We start from the raw sequence: 23854 nt of genomic DNA, 5'->3' as shown, positions 1-23854 counted from the left end.
CGGTACAACCCGCCCCCGTGTCAAACGGCAAAAGCCCGCAACGGCCACTCGAACGGTAACCCGACTTCCGCCTTTCCTGCCGCCCGGCCCGCTCGGTCCGTCGCGTACAGGGCCGCTGCCTGCGGGTTTCGGAGGGGCTGTGGCCGCCCTTCGGGTGCCGGGGGCGAGGTGCGGGCAGGCCGGGCGTGTTCCGGGTCCACCCCGGGCGGTGAGCGGCTCACGGCAGATTCGGACGCGCATTCATACACGTGTTCAAACGGGCACTTCAGACACGCGTTTCAGACATGCGTCTGAAACGCGTGCTTCAGACGCATGTGAAGCACCACACCCCGAGGACGAGGAAAACTACGCCGAACACAGTGGCGAGTACGGCGGAAACGACGGGGCTAGCCCTGTGCGCCACCGGCGCGCGGTGCAGCACGCACGCCCCCGTCCACAGCAGCAGCGCGGCACCGAACAGCGCGAATGCCGTTCCGGCGAAGATCGCAGGTCCGCTCTCCATGTCCGTACGCCTCTCTGTCCCCCCGGCGCGGACCGGGGTGGGTACCCGCGGGGTCACACCGCGCCGCACGGCTTCGTGTCGCACCGTTTCGGGGGAGGCTCGCACCACGGGACGTCGGCGACGCGAACCCCGGGTGAACAGCGGGTCGGGGCTGTGAACACGTCATCCGTACGTGCGGCCGGCGACGGACAACTCACGTGCTGCTTCGGCGGCGTGGGCCGGCGCCAGGCCGAACGTGGCACACCCCACCGCCGCGGCGAGCACGACCGCGGCCAACCCGGGCAGAACGCGAACCGGAACCCGCAGACCGAGCAGCAGACATGCGGCGCAGACCATGAAGACGCTGATGACAAGGCCGTTCAGCACATACTGCAGTGCACCGCCGAATCAGAGCGGAGCCCGGTTTCGGCGGCTCAGCAGCCCCGCGCCGGGGGATGGCTCGTCCGGCCCGATCGGGTCATCCGGCCCGATCAGATCATCCGGCTGGTCGGCCGGCCGGGGGCACCGGTTCCAGGAAGCCCTCCTCGACCAGCAGCCGGATGGCCTGCGGGGTGCGGTCGCGCAGCAGCACCGGGTCCTCGTTCATCAGCTGGGCGATGGCGTCGAGGATCCGGCCCGCGGGCAGCGATCCGTCGCACACGCCGGCGAATCCGGCGCCGACCGCGTCGACCTTCGTCGCGCGTCGCATACCCCGGTTCTGACGGAGCACCACGTGCTCGGGATCCTCCGCACCCGGCAGCCCGACCTGCTCCTGCATGACCTCGTCGGCGAGGGTGAAGTAGCCGGCCAGGAGCGCGGCGTCGTCCTGGTCGCGCAGATAGTCCTGACGGGCGAAGTGCGTCTCGATGGCCGGTCCGAGCGGCTGCTCCACCGCGTGCGGCCACTCCTCGATCACGATCGACGGGTACCCGGCGGCCGCCGCGGCGGACTTCCGCAGTGTGATCCAGCCGAAGCCGACGCCCTTGGTCCCACTGGCCTCGAACTCGTCCAGCCAGGCGTTGTACCGCGCGGCGTACTCCGCGGGCTCCGTGCGGTGGTCGCCACTGTCGCGCAGCCACAGCTCCGCGTACTGCGTGACGTCCTGGACCTCGCGCTGCACGACCCAGGCGTCACAGCCGTTCGGCACCCAGGAACGCAGCCGGTCCTGCCACTCCTCGTCCTCCGTGTGCTGCCAGTTGGCCAGGAAGTGGGCGTATCCGCCCTCGTTCAGCCGGGCGCCGGTCTGCTGCACCAGGGTCCGGCACAGGTCGTCGCCCGCCATGCCGCCGTCGCGGTAGGTGAGCCGGGCGCCGGGCGAGATGACGAAGGGCGGGTTGGAGACGATCAGGTCGTACGTCTCGCCGGCGACGGGTTCGTAGAGGGACCCCTCGCGCAGATCGGCCGGGGCGGCGCCGGACAGGGCGAGCGTGAGTCGGGTGAAGCCGAGGGCGCGCGGGTTGAGGTCAGTGGCGGTGACCCTGGTGGCGTGCTGCGAGGCGTGCAGCGCCTGGATGCCGGAGCCCGTACCGATATCGAGGGCGGAGGCGACGGGTCCGCGCACGGTGATCCCGGCGAGGGTGGTGGACGCGCCGCCGATGCCGAGGACGACGCCCTCCTCGTGCGAGCCGATGCCGCCCGCGCCGCCGACGGCGCAGCCCAGGTCGGAGACGATGAACCAGTCCTGGCCGTCCGGCCCGCTGTACGGCCGCACGTCGACGGACGCGCGCACCTCGCCGTCCGACTCGGTCAGCCAGCCGTCCGCCACGCATTCCGGCAGCGGCAGCACGGCAGCCGCCCGCCCGGCCGGAACCGGGTGCTGGAGGAGGAAGAGCCGCACCAGCGTGTCGAGCGGCGCCTCCCCCGGGGTGGCACGCAGCGCCGGAACGGTCTCGCTGCGGGCGAGCGCGGCGTAGGCGGGCGCACCGAGCAGGTCGAGGAGCCCATCGGCGGTGAAGGCGGCGGCGAGCAGGGCTTCGCGGAGCCGGGTCGCATGGTCGGGTGCGGGAAGGCTGGTCTTACTCACGTGACCCATTGTGGCGGCTCCCACTGACAACGGCAGCGGCCCGCCGGCCCGTCAGGGGCCGCCGGGCCGGTCGCACGACCGCCGGCCGGCGGTCGTACAGCTGCTCGTTCGGGGTATGCGGCCGCGGCCGGGGGCTGCCCGGTTACGACTTCTCGCTGGGCGAGGCGGCAGAGGACGCCTCCTTCGATGCCTTCGAGTCCTTCGGTTCCCCGGAGTCCTTCGAGGAGCCGGCCGACGGCGATGCCGAGGCCGTCGGCTTCTGGCAGCCCTCCTGCTTGGCCATCGCGGTGCCGACCTTGCCGGACTGGAGCTTCTTCAGCGCCTGGTCACCGTTGGTGCTGATCTTGTTCAGCTCGTCAGCGATGCCCTTGAGGCCGTCGGCGAACTTCGCCTGGTCCTTCGTGTCGAGATCATCGACCTTCTTCTGCAGATTCGCGTAGGCCGCGGAGGAGGCGTTGAGCTCCTTCACGGCCTCCTTCTGCGTGGTCTCACCGTTGTCGACCGGCGGCGGGCCCGCCGAGTCGACCGCCGAGCCCAGTGCCTTGTAGGCCTGGGAGATCTGCTGGAAGGCGGCCGAGTCGGTCTCCTGGACGTCGGCGGGCTTGCTGTTGTCGGCGGTCTGCTGCTGGATGGAGGCGTTGGCGTTCGCGATCTTCTGCAGCTGGGGCTGGACCTGGTCGCAGACCTTCTTGGCCCAGTCGTTCACCTTGTTGTCGCTGTCGTCGCTGCAGCCCGACAGCGTAAGTACCAGTACCGCACCGCCGGACAGCGCGGCCGCAAGCTTCTTGTTCACCGGATTGGTCCCTTCCAAGGCTCTCGGCCCCGGAACTTACACGGCGAGCGCCCTTCATCCGGGCGCCCGGCGTCCCATGGGTGACCTTTTGAAGCCATTTGCACCAAGCGAAACATGGGAGATACAACTCACCCACATGGCCCCCACATACAGGAACACCTGAACGAACAAGCACTCGTTCGGACAGCCCAACGGGCGGACGAAGCATCAGAATGCCTCGCCCGCCCGCCCGTTCGTCATTTCGGTCGCCCATTGACCTCAGGCAGTCCGGCTGGGGTGTCCCGGAGCGTCGCCGACGCGGGTCTTCTCGGACGGCCGCCTCACTGAACGGCCGCCGGGTCGGCCGGCCTGGCCGAGCTGCCCCCGTCCTCACCTCCGGAGTCGCCGTCGTCCCCCACGGCGATCCCGCGCCGCTTGGAGACGTAGACCGCACCGACGATGACCGCGATGGCGAGCGCGGCCACCACCGCGCGCACCCCGGCGCTCGCGTCCTCGCCGTAGCTGAACTTCACCACCGCGGGCGCGATGAGCAGCGCCACCAGGTTCATCACCTTGAGCAAGGGGTTGATCGCCGGCCCGGCCGTGTCCTTGAACGGGTCGCCGACCGTGTCGCCAATGACGGTCGCGGCATGGGCGTCGCTCCCCTTGCCGCCGTGATGCCCGTCCTCGACGAGCTTCTTGGCGTTGTCCCACGCACCGCCGGAGTTGGCGAGGAAGACCGCCATCAGCGTCCCGGTGCCGATCGCGCCGGCGAGATACGAACCGAGCGCCCCGACCCCGAAGCTGAAGCCGACCGCGATCGGCGCCAGCACCGCCAGCAGACCGGGCGTAGCCAGCTCGCGCAACGCGTCCTTGGTGCAGATGTCGACGACGCGTCCGTACTCCGGCTTCTCGGTGTAGTCCATGATCCCGGGGTGCTCGCGGAACTGCCGGCGCACCTCGTAGACCACGGCCCCGGCGGACCGGGACACCGCGTTGATGGCCAGGCCGGAGAAGAGGAAGACGACCGCCGAGCCGACGATCAGGCCCACCAGGTTGTTGGGCTGCGAGATGTCCAGGCTCAGCCCCATCTCCCCGGCCGAGGCGCCGACGTCGTCGACCGCGGTGGCGATCGCGTCACGGTAGGAACCGAAGAGCGCCGCCGCCGCCAGAACGGCGGTGGCGATGGCGATGCCCTTGGTGATGGCCTTGGTGGTGTTGCCGACGGCATCCAGATCGGTGAGGACCTGGGCACCGGCGCCGGTGACGTCGCCGGACATCTCGGCGATGCCCTGAGCGTTGTCGGAGACCGGACCGAAGGTGTCCATGGCGACGATGACCCCGACGGTGGTGAGCAGTCCGGTCCCGGCCAGCGCCACTGCGAAGAGCGCCAGCATGATCGACGTACCACCGAGCAGGAACGCCCCGTAGACGCCGAGCCCGATCAGCAGCGCGGTGTAGACGGCGGACTCCAGGCCGATGGAGATGCCGGCGAGTACGACGGTGGCCGCTCCGGTCAGCGAGGATTTACCGATGTCCCTGACGGGGCGCCGGTTGGTCTCGGTGAAGTACCCCGTCAACTGCTGGATCAGGGCCGCGAGCACGATGCCGATGGCAACGGCGACCAGGGCGAAGAGCCGTGGATCCCCGCCGTGCGAGGTGATCGACGTATCGGTGACACCGTCCAGATCCGCGTACGAGGACGGCAGGTAGACGAAGACCGCGACCGCCACCAGGACGAGCGAGATGACCGCCGAGATGAAGAACCCGCGGTTGATGGCGGTCATCCCGCTGCGGTCGCTGCGCCGCGGGGCGACCGCGAATACGCCGATCATCGCGGTGATCACGCCGATCGCGGGCACGATCAGGGGAAAGGCCAGCCCCGCGTCACCGAAAGCGGCCTTGCCGAGGATGAGCGCGGCGACCAGCGTCACGGCATACGACTCGAAGAGGTCGGCCGCCATGCCCGCGCAGTCCCCGACGTTGTCACCCACGTTGTCGGCGATGGTGGCGGCATTGCGCGGATCGTCCTCCGGAATACCCTGTTCCACCTTGCCGACCAGGTCGGCACCGACGTCGGCGGCCTTGGTGAAGATGCCGCCGCCGACCCTCATGAACATCGCGATCAGCGCCGCACCGAGCCCGAAGCCCTCCAGCACCTTGGGCGCGTCGGCGGCGTAGCCGAGCACCACGCAGGAAGCGCCCAGGAGGCCGAGGCCCACGGTGATCATGCCGACCACGCCGCCGGTACGAAATGCGATCTTCATCGCTTTGTGCGAAACGGCGGTGAGATCCTTTTCCGGTTCGCCTTCCGCGGGAGTCGCCTCACGCGCGGCGGCGGCCACCCGCACATTGCTCCGAACGGCAAGCCGCATCCCGATGTATCCGGTGGCCGCCGAGAAAAGCGCACCCACCAGGAAGAACACCGAACGGCCCGCTCGCTGCGACCAGTTGTCGGCCGGAAGCAGCAGAAGCAGGAAGAAGACCACGACGGCGAAGATGCCTACCGTTCGCAACTGCCGTGCCAGATAGGCATTTGCGCCTTCCTGGACGGCCCCCGCGATCTCCTTCATGCGGTCGGTGCCCTCACCGGCCGCCAGCACCTGGCGTGCCAGCAGCTGGGCGACCAGCAGTGCCGCGACAGCGACGACCGCGACGACGATCACGATGACGCGGTTGTCATCGGTGAGTACCGCTGCCGCGAGAGTGGTGGGTGGGTCGGAAAGTGCGGAAAACTGCGTCAGTTCTGCCAGTGGTGTGGTGCCGAACCCCGCCATACGTCCTCCTTGACGCTCAGCGCTCAAGACGTGGACGGATTGTAGGTAGCAGAACACGATCAAAACAGTGCGCGGTAAATGTAATTGACCTTCATCCACCTAACGGCAATTGATCACCTCTGCCGACTGGACCGAATGCAGTAATGGGGCAGACGCATTGTCCGTAGATCACCGATCAAGCAGAAATGAAAAAAGGCCCTGCTCAGCAGGGCCTCGAAAAACTGATCAGGGGTGACGCCCACGCCACCGGGCCGGCCGAACCGCCCCGGGACGCGCCCCACTCAGGGCAGTACGGTCGCCGGCGTCTTCGGCCAGCTCATCCGGATGACTCCGCCGTCCGCACCGGATCTGACTTCCACGTCGTCGACCAGACCGCTGATGACCGCGAGGCCCATCTCGTCCTCGCCGTCGCCCTCCGGATCAGGTTCCGGCTCGTCCGGTCCCACACCGGGCGTGGCGCCGCCGCGTCCGGACGTGCCGGGTACGGCCCCGTCGCTGCCGGGGCCCGGCACCTCGTCGGCGACCTCGATGGAGAAGGACTTCTCCTCCTCGGTCAGGACGACCGTGACGGGAGCGGTGATGCCATGGCTGCGGTGCAGCCCGACTGCACGGCTGCAGGCTTCTCCCACGGCGAGTCTGACCTCGTCGAGCACGGCCTCGTCGACCCCGGCCCGGCGCGCCACGGCAGCCGCCACGAGGCGGGCCGTTCTGACGTGTTCGGGCTGGGCGCTGAAGCGAAGTTCAACGGTGGCCATGCGATCCCCTCGAACGTACGTGTGTGCATCCCAGGAACCGGGCGGGTGGCCCGGCACTCCTGCGCTCTTCTTTCCGGACACCGCCGACCGGCACACCTGCCCGGCAACCGCCGGACACCGGCCCGACGGATGATGTCCGGACAACATTCGGCCGCTGCCTTACGGCTGACGGCTGACGGCTGACGGCTGACGGCTGACGGCTGATCCGATCGTGTGAGCGACCGGCCGGCAAATGGACCGGCAAATAGATCAGCCGACGACCGCCGACCGAGTGACAGGCCGATGCCTGACACCGGAATCGCCAGCCACCGGAATCACCGGCCACTGGAGTCACCAGCCGCCGACGAACCGCCGCCATCACTCCGGCTGTCTTCCTCCGGAGCTACCAACGGCATCGACTGCGGTGGCACCCGCTGCCGCCGGACCGGCCCTGGAGCCGATCCGACCGCGGGGCCGTCAGTCGGTTGCCGCAACGGCCTCGTCGACCGTGGTGTGAATCGGGAACACCTTGGTCAGGCCGGTGATCCGGAAAATCTTGAGAATGCGCTCCTGGTTGCAGACCAGGCGCAACGAGCCCTCATGGGCCCGCACACGCTTCAAGCCGCCCACGAGCACGCCGAGGCCGGTGGAGTCGAGAAAGTCGACGCCTTCCATGTCGACAACCAAGTGGTAGCTGCCGTCATTCACCAACTCGACCAACTGCTCGCGCAGCTTGGGCGCGGTATACACATCAATCTCGCCACCGACCTCGACGACCGTACGGTCGCCACCAGGGCCGGACACATTGCGAGTCGACAAGGACAGGTCCACGGATCCTCCAGCACCTTGCTATCGAGCGGTCGCCCCTCGGTCTCCCCGGCGGAGCCAGGGGACGGATCGCCAGCCGCGATGGCATTCAATCACTTACCAGCTGCCATGCACGACGCCTTGGGACCATTGTCCGCCTCGCCAGTGACACACTCGGTGCCGATGGCCAAGAATCACCGCCCCAGTCGACCGCCCGAGAGCGGGGGCTCCCGCCCCTCTCCGGACATGGTCCTCGACCGGCTCGCCGCAGGGGCGAACCGGTCCGCGCGCATCACTCATACGGAGCACTTGCCCCCGCGTGCGGGAACCCATGCCATCTGGCCCGATCGCATCCGTCCAGAAGTGATCGCCGCCATCCAGAAGGCCGGAATCGATCATCCCTGGGCCCATCAGGCGGCTGCGGCGGAGCACGCGCTGGACGGCGAGTCGGTCGTCATCGCCACCGGAACCGCCTCCGGCAAGTCGCTGGCCTACCTCGCCCCGGTCCTCAGCGCCCTCCTGGACGGCTCCGAGGCTCCCAACGGCCGTGGCGCGACCGCCCTCTACCTCGCCCCCACCAAGGCCCTGGCCGCGGACCAGAGGCGCTCGGTGAAGGAACTCGCGGCCCCGCTGGGCAACGGGATCCGTCCCGCGGTCTACGACGGCGACACCCCCGTCGAGGAACGCGAATGGGTACGCCAGTACGCCAACTACGTCCTCACCAACCCCGACATGCTGCACCGCGGGATACTCCCGTCCCACCCCCGCTGGTCCTCCTTCCTGCGCGCCCTGCGCTACGTCGTCATCGACGAGTGCCACACCTACCGAGGTGTCTTCGGCTCCCACGTCGCCCAGGTGGTGCGCCGACTACGCCGCCTGTGCGCCCGCTACGGCGCCGATCCCGTCTTCCTCCTGGCCTCCGCCACCGCGGCGGAGCCCTCGGCCGCGGCGGGCCGCCTCACCGGCCTCCCGGTCGTCGAGGTCGCCGACGACGCCTCCCCGCGCGGCGAACTGGTCTTCGCCCTGTGGGAGCCGCCCCTGACCGAGCTGCACGGCGAGAAGGGCGCCCCCGTGCGCCGCACCGCCACGGCGGAGACCGCGGACCTGCTCACCGATCTGACCGTGCAGGGCGTGCGCTCGGTCGCCTTCGTGCGCTCCCGGCGGGGCGCCGAACTCATCTCCGTCATCGCCAAGGAACGCCTCGCGGAGATCGACCGCTCCCTGCCCGCCCGCGTCGCCGCCTACCGCGGGGGGTATCTCCCCGAGGAACGCCGAGCCCTGGAACGCGCCCTGCACTCCGGCCAGCTGCTCGGCCTCGCCGCCACCACCGCCCTCGAACTCGGCATCGACGTCTCCGGCCTGGACGCCGTCGTCATAGCGGGCTACCCCGGTACGAGGGCTTCACTGTGGCAACAGGCCGGCCGCGCGGGACGAGCGGGCCAGGGCGCCCTCGCCATCCTGGTGGCCCGTGACGACCCGCTGGACACCTTCCTCGTCCACCACCCCGAGGCACTCTTCCAGCAGCCCGTGGAGTCGACCGTCCTCGATCCGGACAACCCGTACGTCCTGGCCCCCCATCTGTGTGCCGCCGCAGCGGAGCTGCCGCTCACCGGACCCGACCTGGAGCTCTTCGGGCCCGCCACGGCCGAACTGCTGCCCCAGCTGGAAGCCGCGAAGCTGCTCCGCAAACGACCCTCGGGCTGGCACTGGACCCGGCGGGAACGGGCCGCCGACCTCACCGACATCCGGGGCGAGGGCGGCCGCCCCGTCCAGATCGTCGAGGAGGGCACCGGGAGGCTGCTGGGCACCGTCGACGAGTCCGCCGCCCACACCGCCGTCCACGAGGGCGCCGTCCACCTCCACCAGGGCCGCACCTACCTGGTCCGGAAACTGGACCTGGAGGACTCGGCGGCACTGGTCGAGGAGGCGAATCCGCCGTACTCGACGACCGCACGCGACACCACCGCCATCGCCGTCCTGGAGACCGACACCGAGATCCCGTGGGGCGACGGGCGCCTCTGCTACGGCTCCGTGGAGGTCACCAACCAGGTCGTCTCCTTCCTCCGTCGCAAACTGATCAGCGGCGAGGTGCTCGGCGAGACCAAACTGGACCTTCCGCCCCGCACCCTGCGCACCCGCGCCGTGTGGTGGACGGTCACCCAGGACCAGCTCGACACCGCCCGGATCAACCCGGAGATCCTGGGTGGCGCGCTGCACGCCGCCGAACACGCGTCGATCGGGATGCTGCCGCTCTTCGCCACCTGCGACCGCTGGGACATCGGCGGCGTGTCCGTACCGCTGCACCCGGACACCCTGTTGCCGACAGTCTTCGTGTACGACGGCCACCCCGGAGGTGCCGGGTTCGCCGAACGCGCCTTCCACACCGCGCGCGGCTGGCTGACCGCCACGCGTCAGGCCATCGCTTCCTGCGAGTGCGACGCGGGCTGCCCGTCCTGCATCCAGTCCCCGAAGTGCGGCAACGGCAACGAACCGCTGCACAAACGCGGCGCCGTACGCCTGCTCACCGAGCTCCTCCGATCCGCACCTCCCGACCAGGGTTTGGGGGGCTCGGTGCCACCGGACCCGCGCTCGGCGGCACCGGACCGATCAACCGTGTCAGGGCCCTCGGCGACACCGGCGCCGCCATCTGCACCGGACCCGTCACCGGCACCAAGCCCGCCCGAACCGGACGCCCCTCACGACCCCCCGGACTCCCCGACGGCCCTGTAGCCACAGGAGCCGTCGTCGCCGGCCCCGCCCGGGACCTGACCTCCGGTGCGTACGGCCCGAGCCGCACCCGGACCGCCACATCGGCGATCTCCCCCTGCACGGCACACCGCACCACTTCCGCCCCCTGCGCGCCGGCAACCTGCTGGGCGGCCCGGCATGCCGCGGCTGCTCCCTCCAAGGCCCGGTCGGCCGCGGCCAAGGCAGCCAGATCGGCCGCGCCTCCGGCCCGGTGCCGAGCCACCACCACCTGCCCGAGCGCCAGCACCACCGCGAACACCGTGCACAGCGTCACCGTGGCCACCGCAGCCCACACGGTGGCCAGTCCCCGGTCCCGCCGCTCACAGCGCCTGTAGCGCCCGCAGAGCCCCTGTAGCCACTCGCCAGGCGCTCGCCGACCCAGCCGCATCATGGCGTCGCCCCCACCATGTCCTCCGCCGACGCCACGGCCTCCGCTCTCAGCGTGACGGCCAGCGGCCCGGGGCCCGGAGTCGGTGCGGTCACCCTGACCCGCCACAGTGCCCCGGTCCGTCGTACCTCGACCCCCGCCCGGCCCGGCGCCGCCGAGAGGGCGGCCTCCCGCACCTGTGCCTCCGGCTCGGAGCGGGCCGCCGCCCGTGCGCCGGCCCGTGCCGCGTCCACACACCGGATCTGGGCCGATGCGGCCATCAGGGCCCACAACAGGGCGAGGGTGAACACCACCAGCACCGGAATCGTCATGGCGGCCTCTGCCGTCACCGCACCCCGGTCACTCCACATCCCCACCGGCCCGGATCGCTCCCCGGACCCTTCCCCGGACCCCGGCACCACCACTGCGCCGCGCTCAGATGCGCCGCGCTCAGAACTTCGCATCGAGGGCGCCCTTGAGCAGCGATTGCAACTGCGCCATGACCGGTGCGCTGGTGACCACCTTGTAGAGCACCGCAGCGAACGCACAGGCGGCGATCGTGCCCACCGCGTATTCGGACGTCGTCATGCCCCTGTCGGCCCGAGTCCGGCTTACCAGACTCCGCACCCGATCCATTACTTTCCGCATCATTTCAAACCCCCACGAGATGGTTTTCCATCGAAATTGACCAAGTAATCTCATTTGCCTCTATTGGCGCGTCAGGGATTCAGCAATCCCGTCGCCAGACCGATCACCACGGGCGCCACCCCCACCGTGAGAAACGCGGGAAGGAAGCAGAGCCCGACAGGCGCGGTGATCAGCACGCCGGCCCTCTGCGCACGCGTCACCGCTGCGCTCGACCGCTCGGCGCGCATCGCTTCGGCCAGCCTGGAGACCGGCTCCGCCGCCGGAGCGCCGGTCGCAGCGGCCCGGTCCAGACAGCGCGCCAGCGCGGCAGCGCCCGGTACCTCCCCGAATCTCCCCCAGGCGACGGCAGGGTCCCCACCGAGCCGGATCTCCGCCGCCGTGCGCGCCAGTTGCTCACCGACCGGCCCTCCCAGCGACTCCCCCACCGCCTCTGCCGCCTCTCGCGGACCGGCCCCGACGGAGATACAGGCCGCCAGCAGATCGGCAGCCAGCGGGAGCTGACGTATGGCCTCCGCGGCCCTCGCCGCCTCCTGCGCCGCGTCATGCGGCGCGTTTCCCTGCCGAGCCCGCTGCCACCGCCAGGCGCCGTACCCCGCCGCCAGGCCAACCGCCCACCCCAGCAGGCCACCCACCAGAATCCAGCCCGCCGGCACGACACCCAGCGCCACCGCCCACAGCCTGACCGGGGCACCGGCCACCAGCCGGCCGAGCCGCCGCGGTACCCGGCCGACTGTGCCGGCACGGCCGCCAGGACGTACCGGACCCAGCTCGTCGACCGCCAGAACCGTCGCTCCCCTGCACCGCACCCGCCGCCCGGTCCGCCGACGGGCCAGGGCGAGCGCCGACTGGGTACACACAACCGCCGCCGACCCGACGACCCCCACCCTGTGGACAACTTCACCGAACGCGGCGCTCATACCGCTTCTCCCGCCCGGACGATCCGGCCGGCCCAGAGCAGACCGGCCGCCTCCAGCAGGCCGCCCGCCACCAGACAGACCAGTCCGGCCGAACTGTGCAGCAGCACCTTCAGCGGCTCCGCCCCGAGCGCGGCGCCAAGCCCCATGCCCAGCACGGGCAACAGAGCCAGCACCACGACCGTCGACCACGCACCGGCCAGTTGCGCCCGCAGTTCTTCCCGCCGACGCCGCTCGGCCCGTAACGCGCCCTCCAGCCGGTCCAGACCGGCCGCGAGTCCGGCCCCGCCGTCCACCGCCACCCGCCAGCAGGCGGCCACTCCGGCGAGCCCGTCCAGACCCGGTTCGCACGCCGCCTGCCCCAGCGCTCCCGGGACATCGCCCCCGAACTGCGCTGCGGCCGACACCCCCGCCTCCGCCGCGCCCATCGCCCCCGTTCCGCGGACCGCGACGAGCAGCGCCTGCCCCGGTTCGCGGCCGGCCCTCAGCTCACCCACCACCGCACCGCACAGGTCCACCACTCCGTCGGCCCGGCGCTCCCGGTCCTCGCGCAACTCCCTTCTCCGCAGCCACCGCCGCACCAACGGCACCGCGGCCGCCCCCGCGACGATCGGCAGCACGGACTCACCAAGAGCCCCCAGGGCCAGGGCCACCGGCAGACACAGCCACTCCCGCCGCCCTCTCAGCCACACCTGGAGCCGTCTCCGACCGCTCTCCCATCGCTTCCCCAGCGGCGACTCCGCAGCCCCTTCGTCGAACAACACCCTCGCTCGCCGCGGCCCTTGGTCCCGCCCGGCCACCACCAGCCAGGCCGCTGCTCCCGCACACAGTGCTGCCGCACGCACCGCCTCCGGCATCCCCACCTCTGCCGCACCACCGGTCACAGCTCACCCCCGATCAGGGACCGCAGCCGCTCCCAGCCCCGCTCCCGCTCGAATCCGACCGCACCCCAGCGCAGTGCCGGTACGGTCACCACCAGCCCCGCCGCGTCCCGCTCCAGAACATGGACCTCGGCGATCCGCCGCCGCCCGGACCGGTCCCGCACGAGATGAACCACCACGGACAGCGCCGCCGCCAGCTGGCTGTGAAGAGCCGTCCGGTCCAGTCCCGCCGCCGTCCCCAACGCCTCCAGCCGGGCCGGGATATGCTCGGCCGCGTTTGCGTGAACCGTTCCTGATCCGCCCTCATGGCCGGTATTCAGCGCAGCCAGCAGCTCGGTGACCTCCGCGCCCCGCACCTCCCCGACCACCAGCCTGTCGGGCCGCATGCGCAGGGCCTGTCGCACCAGGTCCCGGAGCGTCACCCGCCCGGCGCCCTCCTGGTTGGCAGGACGGGACTCCAGCCGTACGACGTGCGGATGGTCCGGGCGCAGCTCGGCGGAGTCCTCGGCGAGCACAATCCGCTCCCGCTCCCCCACCGCACCCAGCAGGCTCGCGAGGAGCGTTGTCTTCCCGGCCCCCGTTCCTCCACTGATGAGGTAGGAGACCCGGGCCTCCACCAGTGCCCGCAGCACCCGGTCACCACCTGGGGGTACGGTCCCCGCCGCAACCAGCTCGGCCAGCGAGAAGGCCTTGGGCCGGACCACCCGCAAGGACAGGCAGGTCGATCCGACCGACACGGGTGGCAGCACGGCGTGCATCCGGGTCCCGTCCGGAAGCCGCGCATCCACCCAGGGCCTGGCATCGTCCAGGCGCCGTCCCGCCACGGCTGCGAGCCGCTGCGCGAGCCTGCGCACCGCCGCCGCGTCGGCGAAGGTCACCCCGGTGAGTTCGAGTCCGCGGCCCCGGTCCACCCACACCCGGTCGGGCGCGGACACCAGAACGTCGGTGACCGCCGGATCCACGAGGAGCGGCTCCAGCACGCCGGTCCCGATCAGCTCTCCGCGCAACTCATCTGCGGCACACAGCACTTCGGCGTCCCCGAGCAGTCGCCCCTGCGCCCGCAGCGCGGCCGCGACTCCGGCCGGGGTCGGCGCCGCTCCGCTCTGCGCCAGCCGCTGCCGAACGGCGTCGAGCAGCGCCTCGGTCATGAGGCACCTCCGGCGGCCGGTCCACCGGCGCCCTCACCGGCGAGCGCCCGGTCCCAGAAGGCCGAGCAGAACCTGGCAAGCGGTCCGCGAGCGCTGCCGCCGGGCGGCTCACCCATGTCCTGCTCGGCCAGCAGGCCTTGCTCCAAGGGGAGTTCACCGGCCAGCGGGAGCCCCATGGCGTGCGCCACCCATTGTTCGTCGAGGCCGGAGGCGTACGGCCCGCGCGCCACGACCCGGAGGTCGTCGAGCACCATCCCAGCCATCGACGCCACGCGTTTCGCCGCCGCGACCGCCCGCAGTTCCCCGGGCACCACCACAAGTCCGAGGTCCATTTGCGCAAGGGCCTCGGCCACCGCCTCGTCGACACGGCGCGGCAGATCGACGACCACCACCCCACCGAGCCTCCGCGCGGCGGCCAGAACCGCCTGCATGGCCTGCGGCGGGATGACCACCCAGTCGTCACGGCCCCAGCTGAGCACCCGCAGCCCGTGGACCGCGGGCAGCGACTCCTCCAGGGCGCCGCCACCGACCCGCCCCTTGGAGTGGGCGAAATCAGGCCACCTCATGCCCTCCGCCCGTTCGCCGCCGAGCAGCACATCGATGCCGCCGCCCAGCGGATCACCGTCGATCAGCATGGTCCGCCGCCCGATCCTCGCGGCGGTCACCGCGAGTGCGCAGGCCAGCGTGGACGCACCGGCGCCACCGCGGCCGCCGATCACTCCGACGGTGAGCGCCGGCCTGCCGACGCCTTCCGTCGCGTTGGCGATCTGATCGACGAGCCAGTTCTCCGAATCGGGCAGCCGCAGCACGTACTCGGCCCCGATCTCCACGGCCCGGCGCCAGACGTCGGGCGCGTCCTGGTCGCGCCCGACGAGCATCACGCCCCGCCTGCGAGCCGCACCACGGCACCGCAATGCCGCGTCGTCCCCGACGAGAACCATGGGTGCCCGCTCCCAGCCCCCTCGCCGGTCCGGCAGCGTGTGATGGACCTCGGGCTCCGCGCCGGCGGCCGCACACAGCCTCAGCAGATCGTCGAGCAGATCCACATCCTCGGTGACGATCAACGGCCCGTCCCGCCGCGACCCGACGGCCTGCAAACGATCCCGTGCGCTGGATTCAGCCACGATCTCAGCCCCCTTCTTCACTCACCTTCACCGCGGTTCGCGGCGATCTCGGAGCGTTCCGAGAACGGTGATTCCGGACCCCGCGGACTTCACGGGTGGAATCACGGTGCAGCGCTTCAGGAAATCGTGTGGATCTTGCTCGAAAACTGTGGACAACTCCGCCGTTGTGAATATCCCCGTAGCTCAAACCGGCGACTTCCAGAGAGCAGCCCTTCCATCACACACCGTGACGATGCATGCTGATGTGAGTTCAGCGCAGACACGGGCCACCACGGCCGAGAAGGAGGAGAAAATGCTTGATTCCGAGCGACAGAAACGCGTCCGGACATGCGACGACCCCCGCCGGGGGGGAGAGCGGGGGTCGTCCCCACGGCCGACTCGGGGGGGGAGGAGCCGGACCGGGTTAGCACGGTCGCGAACGATCCGTGACTTCCATGGTGTACCCGAGCGTCTTCTCAGGCAAACCCACACGCCGGAGTTTACGCCGAATGGTGGGCCCCTATGCTCTGCCTTGTGGAAAACTGCTTCTTGCCGCGCACAGCAGCCTTCTTTGACCTGGACAAGACGGTCATTGCGAAGTCTTCGACACTGACCTTCAGCAAGTCCTTCTATCAAGGCGGGCTGATCAACCGCCGTGCCGTACTGCGCACTGCGTACGCACAGTTCGTGTTCCTTGCCGGGGGCGCAGATCACGACCAGATGGAGCGGATGCGCGAGTATCTCTCCGCGCTCTGCAAAGGCTGGAACGTCCAGCAGGTGAAGGAAATTGTCGCCGAGACCCTTCACGATCTGATCGACCCGATCATCTACGACGAAGCGGCGACGCTCATCGAGGAACATCACACCGCAGGACGTGATGTGGTCATCGTCTCGACCTCCGGCGCCGAAGTCGTCGAACCGATCGGTGAGCTGCTCGGCGCCGACCGTGTCGTTGCCACGCGCATGGTCGTCGGCGACGACGGCTGCTTCACCGGCGAGGTGGAGTACTACGCGTACGGACCGACGAAGGCGGAGGCCATCAAGGCCCTCGCCGTGTCCGAGGGCTACGACCTCGCGCGCTGCTACGCCTACAGCGACTCCGCGACCGATGTGCCGATGCTGGAGTCCGTCGGCCATCCGCACGCGGTCAATCCGGACCGCGCCCTGCGCCGCGAGGCGACTCTCCGGGAGTGGCCGATTCTCGTCTTCGACCGCCCGGTCCGACTCAAGCAGCGGTTGCCCGACTTCTCGTTGCCGCCGCGCCCGGCACTCATGGCTGCGGCAGCGGTGGGCGCGGCCGCTCTCACCGCCGGACTGGTCTGGTACACCGCCCGCCGACGCGCCGCCGTGACATCGGCGTGACGCAGCCATCTCCCAACCCCGCCCTCGGCCACCCGGACGCCGGACGCCCCACCTCGCCCCGCCAAACCCGGTCCGCCGACCATCTGGACCACCCCGGGAATCAGCTACGGACCGTCATCACCGCACCCTGAAATCCCCGTGGCCCCAATTGATCCGACTCATCCGTAATTGAACCCAAAAGTAAAGAAGTGCCGCCAGCACTACCGCTCACCCGGCCCCTGGAGTACAAAGGAGTCAACGGCCCGCGAGACCAAGGACATCCGTGAGGATGACCTGGAACGCAGAAAAGGCCCCACGGACCGCGCATGAAAGCCGGGCACCCACGCGACGTCGACCCGTCGATTACGGGCCAGCCGCACCAGGGACGGGCAAAGCACCCGACCTGATGGGCATATATCGAGGACGCTTGGTAACCGGGTGGACATGCCAGCGGCGGTACCGAGCCCGGTACCGCCGCAACCCTTTTCCCCAGATACTGCCGCCCGGCGTCGGAACCAGCGTGAACCTCTCGGCGTCCGCTCGTTACGCGGCGCCGCGCTGGAGCGCCTCGCAGACCGCCGTCGATTCCCTGGCGCCGAGTTCCGCCGCGCGCCCGCAGTGCGCAATCCAGGCCGCCATACCCTCCGGCGTTCCCGACAGGTATCCCTCGAAAGCCGCTACGTAAGCCGCCCGCCCCTGCTCGGCATGGCCGACCTCTGCCGGGCAAATCGACTTCGGGTCGAGTCCGCTCCCGATCAGCACGATCCGCTCGGCGGTCCGCGCGACCAGACCGTTGTGCGATTCGAACGGACGCAGGGCCATCAACTCGCCGTGCACGACCGCGGCCGTCACCAGGGCAGGCGCCTCACTCCCCGAAAGAATGAGCCCGCTGAGCCCTTCCAGCCGGCCCGCCACCTCGTCGGCGCCGGGCAGCGGCGCTTCGATCAGCGGCTCATCCACCGGCTCACCCGCCAGCCGGGGCCGGCCGACGGCGTCCTCGGGCGCCGCGCCACCGGCCGCCACCAGATGCAGCCTCGCCAGCACACGCAACGGGGACTGCCGCCAGATGGAGAGCAGTTGGCCCGCCTCTGCGGTCAACCGCAGAGCGGCCCCGACCACACGCGCCTCACTGTCCCCAGTGAAGTCGGTGCGCCGGCGCACCTCTTCCAAGTTCCAGTCAGCGCCGGAGAGCGCGGCCGACCCGCGAGCGCCGCGCAGGGCCGCCTCCGAGGTGACCTCGTTGCTGCGGCGCCGCATGACACGGTGACCGTAGACGCGGTCGACCGCCTTGCGTACGGAGTCCACCGCATCCGTCACGCCCGGCAGGGTACCCAGGGTGGCGAGCGGGTCCGAGGAAGTCGTACTCATAAGTAGCGAGGCTACGCGCACCCCGCCCACCTGCCGCCCCGGAGTGGTCTTCTTCACGAAGTTCGACGACGTATAGCAATCATGCCACTACGCTAGGTGAACATGAAGATCGCTTTCGTAGGGAAGGGCGGCAGCGGCAAGACCACGCTGTCCTCGCTCTTCATCCGCCACCTTGCCGCCAATGAGGCCCACGTCGTCGCGGTGGACGCCGACATCAACCAGCATCTCGGGGCCGCGCTCGGCCTCGACGAGGAGGAGGCCGCAGCGCTGCCCGCCATGGGAGCACAGCTGCCTCTGATCAAGGAGTATCTGCGCGGCAGCAATCCCCGCATCGCTTCGGTCGAGACGATGATCAAGACAACGCCGCCCGGCGAGGGCTCGCGACTGCTCCGCGTGCGCGAGGACAACCCGATCTACGACGCATGCGCCCGCACGGTCGGGCTCGACGACGGGGACATCCGCCTGATGGCCACCGGGCCGTTCACCGAGTCGGACCTGGGGGTGGCCTGCTACCACTCCAAGGTCGGCGCAGTCGAGCTCTGCCTCAACCATCTCGTCGACGGCCCCGAGGAGTACGTCGTGGTCGACATGACCGCGGGCTCGGACTCCTTCGCCTCGGGGATGTTCACCCGCTTCGACATGACGTTCCTGGTCGCGGAGCCGACCCGCAAGGGAGTGTCGGTCTACCGCCAGTACAAGGAGTACGCGCGTGACTTCGGAGTCGCACTGAAGGTCGTGGGCAACAAGGTGCAGGGCGAGGACGACCTGGAGTTCCTGCGCGCCGAGGTCGGCGACGACCTGCTGGTAACCGTCGGCCATTCCGACTGGGTGCGGGCCATGGAGAAGGGCCGCCCCTCCCGCTTCGAGCTGCTGGAAGCGGACAACCGTATGGCTCTGCAGGCCCTGCAGAACGCCGCGGAGGACTCGTACGGGCAGCGCGACTGGGAGCGATACACGCGACAGATGGTGCATTTCCATCTGAAGAATGCTGAGAGCTGGGGCAACGAGAAGACAGGGGCCGACCTGGCGGCCCAGGTGGACCCGGCCTTCGTGCTCGACGAGCACTGCGCCCGGACCGGGGCGGCCCAACCGGCCTGACCGGCCGGCGCCCTGCCCGAGTTCGGGTACGGGCGCCCCCGGCCAGGCGCATCCTCACCTGTGGCCGTCCGGGTCGGTGGGCTTCCCGCCCGACCCGGACGGCTACCTTCGCAGCAGCCTTGCCCTGCTCCGGCTTCAGCTCCTGCTCTTGTTCCTACTCCTGCCCCTGCTCTTGTTCCCGCTCCTGCCCTACTCCTTGCCCTTGCCGGGGCTCGCGGCTCCGCCGAGGAAGGAGGCCCAGCTCTTCTCGGGTGCTTCTCCGACCTTCAGCGTGCCGAGCTTCGCGAGCGTCGCCGGGTCCTGGCCGTCCAGCCAGTCCGCCAGCTGCTTGAAGGACACGCAGCGCACACCCTGCTTGGTACAGACGGACTCGATCGTCTCCTCGATGGCGCGCATGTACGTACCGCCGTTCCAGGACTCGAAGTGGTTGCCGATGATCAGCGGGGCGCGGTTTCCGTCATACGAGCGGTCGAAGGCCTGGAGCAGGCCGTCCCGCATCTGGTTGCCCCAGTACTCGTGCTGGTCCGGGTCGCCCTGGGTCGTACCGGACTGGTTGAACATGAAGTTGTAGTCCATCGAGAGGGTCTCGAATTCGCGTCCCGGTACCGGGACGAGCTGCATCGAGAGGTCCCAGATGCCGCCCTTCTTCTTCGGCCACACCTGGTCATTGACGCCACTGGAGTCGTAGCGGAAGCCCATCGAGCGTGCGGCCGCCACCATGTTCTTCTGCCCCTCCAGGCAGGGGGTGCGGCCGCCGATGAGTTCCTTGTCGTAGTCGAAGGGCAGCGGCTTCATGCCCTTGAGCTCGGGATCGTTCGACTTCCAGCCCTTCACGAAGGACTTCGCCTGGTTGATCTCGCTCTTCCACTCGGCAACGGACCAGGTGCCGACGCCACCGTCCTTGCCGCAGAAGTGGCCGTTGAAGTGGGTGCCGATCTCGTTTCCGTCCAACCAGGCACCGCGGACCTGAGTGAGGGTGTCCCGGATCCCCTTGGTGTCGTTGAAGCCGATGTCGGAACTGCCGGCGTTGTGCTTGGGCGGGTCGTAGAGCTTCTTCTTCGCTTCCGGCAGCAGGTACACGCCGCTGAGGAAGTACGACATGTTCGCGTCGTACTTCTTGCCCACCTCGCGGAAGTGCGAGAAGAGCTGCTGGCTGTCCTCCCCCGCGCCGTCCCATGAGAACACCACGAACTGCGGGGGCTTCTGACCGGGAGCCAGCCGCTTCACCGCGGGCTGCTTCGGCTGGGCGCCGGTGAAGGCCGTGGAACCGTCGCCGATGAGCCGGAACGCACTCTTGGGTGCTTCGTCGGCGGCCTTCTTCTTCGCCCCGGCCGCACCGTTCGCGGCTCCGCTCGGCGCACCGTTCACGGCACCGGGCCCGGATGCGCCCGTGCCGGAATCCGACCCGGAGCAGCCGGCCACTCCCGCGACCAGCGCAATGGCCACGATGCCCAAGGCGATCCTCTTCGTGGCGGTCATCATCCGCCCACCCTCTTCCTTGCAGGTTTGATTGCGCTGAAGTGCCGACACGGCGCGGTCAAAGTCGCACGCACTGCACACAAATCCGTGCGACAGGCCGAATGAAAAGCTGCCTATTCACTGAAATGGGTGATTAGATGGACCATTTGCCCTCAATCATGGACACAGATCTTTACTCTCCATTACGATCTATTTACCGAGAGTTGGGATATCTCGCCGCTGCACGCCGTGACTCACGGCCGCTTCCCACGTTCCGCGCCGCCCCGGAGGAGACGGGAAACATGTCTGCCTGCGTCCCCATTCGTCATGACCGCTCATCCCGCAGTTCGCGACCTCCCCGGTCATCGGGGGTCAAGCGACCTCACAGCCCGCCACCGCCGCATCGCGGCGGACGATTCCGCATCGCGGGCGCCGACCTGTCCGCATCGATCACTGTCTTCCTTCTCGCCATCCCCATGTCGCTCGGCCTGGCCGTCGCCATGGATGCCCCGCTGGAAGCCGGTCTCATCTCCGCCGCAGTCGGCGGCATCGTGGCCGGCCTGCTCGGCGGCACCCCGCTCCAGGTCTCCGGGCCGTCCGCCGGACTCACCGTGGTGACCGCCGAGTTGATCCAGGTCTACGGCTGGCGCACCACCTGCGCGATCACCATCGGAGCGGGCCTGCTACAGCTCCTGCTGGGTTCACTGCGGGCCGCTCGCAGCGCGCTGGCCGTCAGCCCCGCCATCGTGCACGGCACGCTCGCCGGCATCGGAGTGGCCATCGCGCTCGCTCAGCTGCACATCGTGCTGGGCGGCTCGCCGGAGAGCTCGGCCGTCTCCAACGCCCTTACGCTGCCCGACCGGTTGGCACAGGTGGGCCCGGCCGCACCGCTGATCGGCGGTCTGACCATCGCGATTCTGGTGCTGTGGCCCCGGATTCCGGGGCGGCCCGGCCTCACAATGCGGCGGATTCCGGCGGCCCTGGTGTCCGTAGCCGTCGCCACTGCCGTAGCGGCCTTCGCAGCACCGTCGATCGCTCGGGTCGATCTGCCGTCCTGGCGTTCGCACGCCCTGCCCGAAATGCCGCAGGGACCCGTACTCGGCCTGGCCACAGCCGTGTTCACGATGATGCTGGTGGCAAGCCTGGAATCCCTGCTCGCCGCCGTCGCCGTGGACAAGTTGGCCGCCGACCGGAACAGCGAGCGGTCGGCCGGAGCGTCCGTCGAGCAGGACGGTGATCAGGCGGGCGAGGGTACGTACGCACACCCGGCCGAACTCCCCGAGCCCGGTTCCCGCCCGGCCTCGCCCCCCGTCAGACGCTCCGACCTCGACCGGGAACTACGCGCACAAGGCATCGCCAACACGGTGTCGGGCCTGCTCGGCGGGCTGGCTGTCTCCGGCGGCGCGGTGCGCAGTTCGGCGAACGTACGGGCCGGAGCGACCAGCCGTGCCTCCACCGTGCTGCACGGCATCTGGGTACTGCTCGCCACTGGTCTGCTGGTCACCGTGCTGGAGTGGATCCCCCTGGCCGCCCTGGGCGCGCTCGTGATGGTGGTCGGCATCCAGATGGTGAGCTTCGCCCACATCCGTAACGTCCACAGACATCGGGAATTCCTGGTGTACGGAGCGACGATCACCGGGGTACTGCTCTTCGGTGTCCTCAAGGGCGTGGCGATCGGGATCGCGGTGGCGGTGGCCGTCGCCCTGCACCGACTGGCGCGGACCAGGATCACCGTGACCGAACAGAGCGGTCGGCATCTGGTCGTCGTACGGGGACAGTTGACGTTCCTGGCCGTGCCCCGGCTCAACCGGACGCTGGGACAGCTGCCCCACGACGCGGACGTGGTCGTCGAGCTGGACGGCTTCTTCATCGATCACGCGGCGTACGAGATGTTCCAGGACTGGAGCAATGCCCATACCGCCCACGGCGGCCGGGTCGTCTTCGCCGGCAGGTCCGGTGGCCGGATCGCCGAGCCCGCGTCGGCAGCACACTCCTGCTGCCGCCCCTGGACACCATGGCGCAACCATCACTGCCACGACCGGCCCGAGCACGTACCCCTCACCGACTTCAGCCACGGCCGCCACGCCTCAAGCACCACCGTCGAGGTCGCCATCGCCGCGGTGACCACCGTCGAGGCCACCGCATGCGCCGAACCCGCCGGCACCACCACCGCCCCCACGACGAAATCGACCGACGCGACGGGCACGACAGGCACGACGGACAGACCCCTCCCAGCCCCCTTCCACCCCGCGCCCGCTCCCTCACCCACCCCCGCGCCCGCTCCCGTCCCACCCAGGCCCCCACTCACACCCCCACCCCTGGCGGGCGTCACCGACACCCCCGGCACCACCTCCGATGGGCTCACCCCCGCAGACGCCCAGCAGCCCCCCGGCCGTTCAACGGATTACGCACCTGACCACGACGCCGCTCCACCACGCCGGACCGGTGGGCAGCGACTGGTCAGCGGCCTCAGTTCGTTCCAGCGCAATACGGCGCCCCTGGTGCGTGAGGAGCTGGCGAGGCTGGCCAGGGAGGGGCAGCGCCCCTCGCAGCTGTTCATCACCTGTGCGGATTCCCGCCTGGTGACGAGCATGATCACGGCAAGCGGTCCGGGCGACCTGTTCACCGTCCGGAACATCGGAAACCTGGTGCCGCCGCCGCATTCCGAGAGAGGTGACGACTCGGTGGGCGCGGCGATCGAGTACGCGGTGGACGTGCTGGGGGTGGAGTCCATCACCATCTGCGGGCACTCCGGCTGCGGCGCCATGAACGCACTGCTCGGCGCCGGACCCGACACCCCGGACACACCTCTGTGGCGCTGGCTGCGGCACGGTGTGCCGAGCCTGAAGCGAATGGCCTCCAAACGCCACACCTGGGCCCGGATCTCCGGCCGGCTGCCCGCCGATGAGGTGGAACAGCTCTGCCTCACCAATGTGGTCCAGCAGCTGGACCACCTGCGGGTCCATGGATCGGTGGCGCGACGCCTCGCGGAAGGCACGCTCCAGCTGCACGGCATGTACTTCCACGTGGCTGAGGCCCAGTCGTACCTGCTGACCGAAGGCATCGGCGCCGGCCACGGGCTCGACGAGGTCTTCGACCGGGTCGGCCCCTCCGCCCCGTACGATCCCTATGAACCGGCCGAGTTGGCGCGTACCGGCGCCTGAACCGGGTGCACCTCGGGTCCGT

General features: G+C 69.8%; 19 protein-coding genes and 1 pseudogene. 4 read left to right on the top strand and 16 right to left on the bottom strand.

The annotated features are described in order from the left end of the window. Positions 1-304: 304 nt before the first annotated feature. From AB0I52_RS10955 to AB0I52_RS10925, 7 genes are all read right to left on the bottom strand, one after another. The gene (locus AB0I52_RS10955) at positions 305-502 is read right to left on the bottom strand and encodes a hypothetical protein (protein WP_363071074.1); all 198 of its coding nucleotides are present in this window, start codon (positions 500-502) and stop codon (positions 305-307) included. A 162-nt stretch (positions 503-664) separates the two neighbouring features. Continuing rightward, the gene (locus AB0I52_RS10950) at positions 665-868 is read right to left on the bottom strand and encodes a hypothetical protein (protein WP_363071072.1); all 204 of its coding nucleotides are present in this window, start codon (positions 866-868) and stop codon (positions 665-667) included. Between the two features lie 109 nt (positions 869-977). Next, the gene (locus AB0I52_RS10945) at positions 978-2504 is read right to left on the bottom strand and encodes a methyltransferase (RefSeq protein WP_363071070.1); all 1527 of its coding nucleotides are present in this window, start codon (positions 2502-2504) and stop codon (positions 978-980) included. Positions 2505-2646: 142 nt separating this feature from the next. Next, positions 2647-3297: a small secreted protein gene (locus tag AB0I52_RS10940; RefSeq protein ID WP_363071068.1), complete on the bottom strand. Its 651-nt coding sequence runs from the start codon at positions 3295-3297 to the stop codon at positions 2647-2649. Between the two features lie 320 nt (positions 3298-3617). Then, a complete protein-coding gene (locus AB0I52_RS10935) occupies positions 3618-6053 on the bottom strand; it encodes a sodium-translocating pyrophosphatase (protein ID WP_363071066.1) in 2436 nt (811 codons plus the stop codon). A gap of 281 nt (positions 6054-6334) precedes the next feature. After that, a complete protein-coding gene (locus AB0I52_RS10930; RefSeq protein ID WP_362965845.1) occupies positions 6335-6808 on the bottom strand; it encodes an ATP-binding protein in 474 nt (157 codons plus the stop codon). 456 nt (positions 6809-7264) lie between these two features. Then, positions 7265-7618, bottom strand: a complete 354-nt coding sequence (locus tag AB0I52_RS10925; protein WP_003967428.1) for an STAS domain-containing protein — start codon at positions 7616-7618, stop codon at positions 7265-7267. 78 nt (positions 7619-7696) lie between these two features. Between AB0I52_RS10925 and AB0I52_RS10920 the strand changes: the two genes are divergently transcribed. Further along, positions 7697-10324, top strand: a complete 2628-nt coding sequence (locus tag AB0I52_RS10920) for a DEAD/DEAH box helicase (protein ID WP_363071064.1) — start codon at positions 7697-7699, stop codon at positions 10322-10324. Between the two features lie 31 nt (positions 10325-10355). Here AB0I52_RS10920 and AB0I52_RS10915 read toward each other — a convergent pair. The 7 genes and pseudogenes from AB0I52_RS10915 to ssd all read right to left on the bottom strand — a co-directional run. Then, positions 10356-10730: pseudogene (locus AB0I52_RS10915) on the bottom strand (Rv3654c family TadE-like protein); the annotation flags it as partial. Continuing rightward, the gene (locus AB0I52_RS10910) at positions 10730-11080 is read right to left on the bottom strand and encodes a TadE family type IV pilus minor pilin (RefSeq protein WP_363071253.1); all 351 of its coding nucleotides are present in this window, start codon (positions 11078-11080) and stop codon (positions 10730-10732) included. The gene AB0I52_RS10910 and the pseudogene AB0I52_RS10915, both read right to left, overlap by 1 nt. A gap of 79 nt (positions 11081-11159) precedes the next feature. Further along, positions 11160-11360 (bottom strand): DUF4244 domain-containing protein, encoded by a 201-nt coding sequence (locus AB0I52_RS10905; RefSeq protein WP_363071062.1) that lies wholly within the window; start codon positions 11358-11360, stop codon positions 11160-11162. Between the two features lie 68 nt (positions 11361-11428). After that, positions 11429-12274, bottom strand: a complete 846-nt coding sequence (locus AB0I52_RS10900; RefSeq protein ID WP_363071060.1) for a type II secretion system F family protein — start codon at positions 12272-12274, stop codon at positions 11429-11431. Further along, on the bottom strand, positions 12271-13128 hold the full coding sequence (locus AB0I52_RS10895) for a type II secretion system F family protein (RefSeq protein ID WP_363071058.1): 858 nt from the start codon (positions 13126-13128) through the stop codon (positions 12271-12273). Before AB0I52_RS10895 ends, AB0I52_RS10900 begins: the two co-directional genes overlap by 4 nt. 23 nt (positions 13129-13151) lie before the next feature. Further along, on the bottom strand, positions 13152-14300 hold the full coding sequence (locus AB0I52_RS10890; protein ID WP_363071056.1) for a TadA family conjugal transfer-associated ATPase: 1149 nt from the start codon (positions 14298-14300) through the stop codon (positions 13152-13154). Continuing rightward, positions 14297-15397 (bottom strand): septum site-determining protein Ssd, encoded by a 1101-nt coding sequence (gene ssd, locus AB0I52_RS10885; protein ID WP_363071251.1) that lies wholly within the window; start codon positions 15395-15397, stop codon positions 14297-14299. Before ssd ends, AB0I52_RS10890 begins: the two co-directional genes overlap by 4 nt. 528 nt (positions 15398-15925) lie before the next feature. Here ssd and AB0I52_RS10880 point away from each other — a divergent pair. Beyond that, a complete protein-coding gene (locus AB0I52_RS10880) occupies positions 15926-16765 on the top strand; it encodes an HAD-IB family hydrolase (protein WP_363071054.1) in 840 nt (279 codons plus the stop codon). A 522-nt stretch (positions 16766-17287) separates the two neighbouring features. Here the strand turns inward: AB0I52_RS10880 and AB0I52_RS10875 are convergent. Then, on the bottom strand, positions 17288-18112 hold the full coding sequence (locus AB0I52_RS10875; RefSeq protein ID WP_363071052.1) for an oxidoreductase: 825 nt from the start codon (positions 18110-18112) through the stop codon (positions 17288-17290). 102 nt (positions 18113-18214) lie between these two features. On the opposite strand from AB0I52_RS10875, the gene AB0I52_RS10870 reads away from it, so the two are divergent. After that, complete coding sequence (locus AB0I52_RS10870; protein ID WP_363071050.1) at positions 18215-19210, top strand: ATP-binding protein; 996 nt, start codon at positions 18215-18217, stop codon at positions 19208-19210. 189 nt (positions 19211-19399) lie between these two features. Here AB0I52_RS10870 and AB0I52_RS10865 read toward each other — a convergent pair whose 3' ends face one another. After that, on the bottom strand, positions 19400-20692 hold the full coding sequence (locus tag AB0I52_RS10865; protein WP_363071048.1) for a hypothetical protein: 1293 nt from the start codon (positions 20690-20692) through the stop codon (positions 19400-19402). Positions 20693-20970: 278 nt separating this feature from the next. Here AB0I52_RS10865 and AB0I52_RS10860 point away from each other — a divergent pair, with 278 nt between their 5' ends. Further along, the gene (locus AB0I52_RS10860; RefSeq protein ID WP_363071046.1) at positions 20971-23832 is read left to right on the top strand and encodes a SulP family inorganic anion transporter; all 2862 of its coding nucleotides are present in this window, start codon (positions 20971-20973) and stop codon (positions 23830-23832) included. Positions 23833-23854 lie beyond the last annotated feature (22 nt).

The organism is Streptomyces sp. NPDC050423, assembly GCF_040655445.1.
In the GTDB taxonomy this organism is placed as follows: domain Bacteria; phylum Actinomycetota; class Actinomycetes; order Streptomycetales; family Streptomycetaceae; genus Streptomyces.
Note: the sequence above shows the minus strand (reverse complement) of the source record. Positions and strands in the feature narration are given on the sequence as shown.

Coding starts and splice junctions, on each gene's coding strand:
- AB0I52_RS10920 (WP_363071064.1), top strand. CDS start 7,697: ATGGCATTCAATCACTTACCAGCTGCCATGCACGACGCCTTGGGACCA.
- AB0I52_RS10895 (WP_363071058.1), bottom strand. CDS start 13,128: ATGCCGGAGGCGGTGCGTGCGGCAGCACTGTGTGCGGGAGCAGCGGCC.
- AB0I52_RS10935 (WP_363071066.1), bottom strand. CDS start 6,053: ATGGCGGGGTTCGGCACCACACCACTGGCAGAACTGACGCAGTTTTCC.
- AB0I52_RS10890 (WP_363071056.1), bottom strand. CDS start 14,300: ATGACCGAGGCGCTGCTCGACGCCGTTCGGCAGCGGCTGGCGCAGAGC.
- AB0I52_RS10865 (WP_363071048.1), bottom strand. CDS start 20,692: ATGATGACCGCCACGAAGAGGATCGCCTTGGGCATCGTGGCCATTGCG.
- AB0I52_RS10875 (WP_363071052.1), bottom strand. CDS start 18,112: ATGAGTACGACTTCCTCGGACCCGCTCGCCACCCTGGGTACCCTGCCG.
- AB0I52_RS10905 (WP_363071062.1), bottom strand. CDS start 11,360: ATGATGCGGAAAGTAATGGATCGGGTGCGGAGTCTGGTAAGCCGGACT.
- AB0I52_RS10955 (WP_363071074.1), bottom strand. CDS start 502: ATGGAGAGCGGACCTGCGATCTTCGCCGGAACGGCATTCGCGCTGTTC.
- AB0I52_RS10910 (WP_363071253.1), bottom strand. CDS start 11,080: ATGTGGAGTGACCGGGGTGCGGTGACGGCAGAGGCCGCCATGACGATT.
- AB0I52_RS10860 (WP_363071046.1), top strand. CDS start 20,971: ATGTCTGCCTGCGTCCCCATTCGTCATGACCGCTCATCCCGCAGTTCG.
- AB0I52_RS10900 (WP_363071060.1), bottom strand. CDS start 12,274: ATGAGCGCCGCGTTCGGTGAAGTTGTCCACAGGGTGGGGGTCGTCGGG.
- AB0I52_RS10880 (WP_363071054.1), top strand. CDS start 15,926: ATGCTCTGCCTTGTGGAAAACTGCTTCTTGCCGCGCACAGCAGCCTTC.
- AB0I52_RS10870 (WP_363071050.1), top strand. CDS start 18,215: ATGAAGATCGCTTTCGTAGGGAAGGGCGGCAGCGGCAAGACCACGCTG.
- AB0I52_RS10930 (WP_362965845.1), bottom strand. CDS start 6,808: ATGGCCACCGTTGAACTTCGCTTCAGCGCCCAGCCCGAACACGTCAGA.